General features: G+C 66.5%; 4 protein-coding genes. 3 read left to right on the forward strand and 1 reads right to left on the reverse strand.

Annotated features, from left to right (window positions below):
- Positions 1–118 precede the first annotated feature (118 nt).
- Complete coding sequence (locus ACFVYS_RS43755; protein ID WP_389511449.1) at positions 119–445, reverse strand: plasmid stabilization protein; 327 nt, start codon at positions 443–445, stop codon at positions 119–121.
- Here ACFVYS_RS43755 and ACFVYS_RS43760 point away from each other — a divergent pair.
- The 3 genes from ACFVYS_RS43760 to ACFVYS_RS43770 all read left to right on the forward strand — a co-directional run bounded on the left by ACFVYS_RS43760 (position 444) and on the right by ACFVYS_RS43770 (position 2,024).
- Complete coding sequence (locus ACFVYS_RS43760) at positions 444–566, forward strand: hypothetical protein (RefSeq protein ID WP_389511450.1); 123 nt, start codon at positions 444–446, stop codon at positions 564–566. The genes ACFVYS_RS43755 and ACFVYS_RS43760 overlap by 2 nt on opposite strands.
- Before the next feature lie 265 nt (positions 567–831).
- Positions 832–1,194 carry a hypothetical protein gene (locus ACFVYS_RS43765; protein WP_389511451.1) on the forward strand — a complete coding sequence of 121 codons (363 nt, stop codon included), beginning with the start codon at positions 832–834 and terminating at the stop codon, positions 1,192–1,194.
- Between the two features lie 83 nt (positions 1,195–1,277).
- The gene (locus ACFVYS_RS43770; protein WP_389511452.1) at positions 1,278–2,024 is read left to right on the forward strand and encodes a DUF6766 family protein; all 747 of its coding nucleotides are present in this window, start codon (positions 1,278–1,280) and stop codon (positions 2,022–2,024) included.

Consider the following 2,024-nt stretch of genomic DNA (forward strand, 5'->3'; position numbering starts at 1 on the left):
CTGCTCGACGAGTTCCGCCGGGCTGTGCTCCTCGCACGACAGAAAGTATCCGAAGTCGGGCATTGCCTCTCCCAGGTGGAGCGTGTGGTCACGGTGTCCTTCGGGCAGCCTGGCTCAGTCAGCGTCCCAAAGCGCTGGCCAGCTCCTTTTTGCTCATCGACGAACGGCCGTTGATGCCGCGCTTCTTGGCCTCCGCGTACAGCTGGTCCTTCGTCGGCCCTTGAGCGCCGTGGTGTGACCGTTCACCGCCGCGCTGGGGAGCGGACTTCGGGTCCCGGGTGGACGTTTTGCTTGCCGTCTTCGACTCGCCGGAGCGGGCCCGTTCCTTGTTCACGGTGCGCGCCGCGATCTCTTTCGCCCGGCCCTTGGAGGTGCCGCGTTTTTCGGCGCTGTCCTTGATGTGCTCGTACTGACGCTCACGCTTCGCGCTGGAACCCTGCGGCATGACGCTCTCCTTTCAGGGCTGGCGCAGCCTGTTCGGCCGCACCGGCTTTCCGGTTGATTTCCTGCGTACCCGCCGTCCGGCGCTCCTCACCCGGATCCGGGACGCGTTGATTCCCATCTGATGCGGGGGCGCCCGGGTTTGCGAGCAGGCAGCCACCGAACGGATGAGGGAATGGTCACCGCGCGCCCGTAGTGAGACGCCTCCTCAAGGTCAATGAACGACCATGCGCGTGTCATGGACGGGAAGACAAGGCGTGTCCGGCAGTGGCGGGGGTAAACGGCCGCCACGATGAGACAGAACGTGCATCTGCCGAAAGGGGAGCCAGAGTGAGCAGACAAGGCCGGCGTCTCACCAGGGCCTGGGCAATCCCGCTCTGTACGCTCCTGTTGGCCCTGGCCGCCTGCGACTCCACCGAGCAGCGCAGCGCGAAAGTCTCCACTGCGGCCACGGCTTTCGAGGAGGCACTGAGCAAAGGCGACCGGGCGGCACTGTGTGCGGCTCTCGCCCCGCAGACACGCAAGGAGGTAGAGGATTCAGCGAAGAAGGCATGCGCCGACGCCATCACCGCACAGGACCTCCCCGCCGGGGGCCCGATCCGCGGCGTGGACGTCCATGGCCGTCAGGGGCGTGCCGTGCTGGCTTCGGACACGTTGTTCCTCTCGCAGTTCCCGGACGGATGGAAGATCGTTGCCGCCGGATGCAAGCCTCAGCCCGGTCAGCCGTACGAGTGCTCGGTCAAGGGAAGCTGACGCATGCGCACCATGTTCACCCTCTGCCTGACCGTTGTCCTGGGCGGCCTTGCCTACTTCATCGCGGTGGGACTGATGCAGCGATGACCGCCGCCACGCCGCCCCCGCCCGGCTTTTCGGACCGGGACGACGCCGGCACCGTAAGGGAACACCGCGTGCGCCGCTTCGTACGGGATAACGGCATAACGCTGGGTTTCGGATTGGCCTTCCTGCTCGCACTCGCCGGGCAGGCGATCGCGGGTTGGACGGAGTTCAACAACCAGCTCGCCACGGATGGCCTCGCGCAGATCGGCTTCCTCGACTACCTGACGACCTCGGACTTCGCCGTGGACGTGACGGAGAACTGGCAGTCGGAGTACCTGCAGTTCTTCCTGTACATCTTCGCCACCGTCTGGCTGCTGCAACGCGGCTCGCCGGAGTCGAAGGAGATGCACAAGGTCGGCCCTGAATCGGATGAGGACCAGCGAGTCGGCGAGCACGCTGGCCCGGACTCCCCGCGCTGGGCGAGGGTGGGCGGAGTGCGCCAGGCGGTGTTCTCCCGGTCGCTCGGCCTGGTGATGGCGGTGCTGTTCCTTCTGTCCTGGCTGGCTCAGTCCATCGGGGGCGTCGCCGCCTACAACGAGCAGCAGCTGAGGCAGCTGCAAGCCCCTATCGGGTGGACGCAGTACGTCGTGTCCGCCGACTTCTGGAGCCGCAGCCTGCAGAACTGGCAGTCCGAGCTGCTGGCCGTTGCCTCCATGGCCATCCTCTCCGTCTACCTGCGCCAGCGTGGTTCCCCGGAGTCCAAACCCGTGGGCACCCCCCACACCTCCACCGGCGTCGAGGGATGA

The organism is Streptomyces sp. NPDC058295 (assembly GCF_042880655.1).
GTDB classification, from domain to species: Bacteria; Actinomycetota; Actinomycetes; order Streptomycetales; family Streptomycetaceae; genus Streptomyces; species Streptomyces coriariae.

Coding starts and splice junctions, on each gene's coding strand:
- ACFVYS_RS43760 (WP_389511450.1), top strand. CDS start 444: ATGACGCTCTCCTTTCAGGGCTGGCGCAGCCTGTTCGGCCGCACCGGC.
- ACFVYS_RS43755 (WP_389511449.1), bottom strand. CDS start 445: ATGCCGCAGGGTTCCAGCGCGAAGCGTGAGCGTCAGTACGAGCACATC.
- ACFVYS_RS43770 (WP_389511452.1), top strand. CDS start 1,278: ATGACCGCCGCCACGCCGCCCCCGCCCGGCTTTTCGGACCGGGACGAC.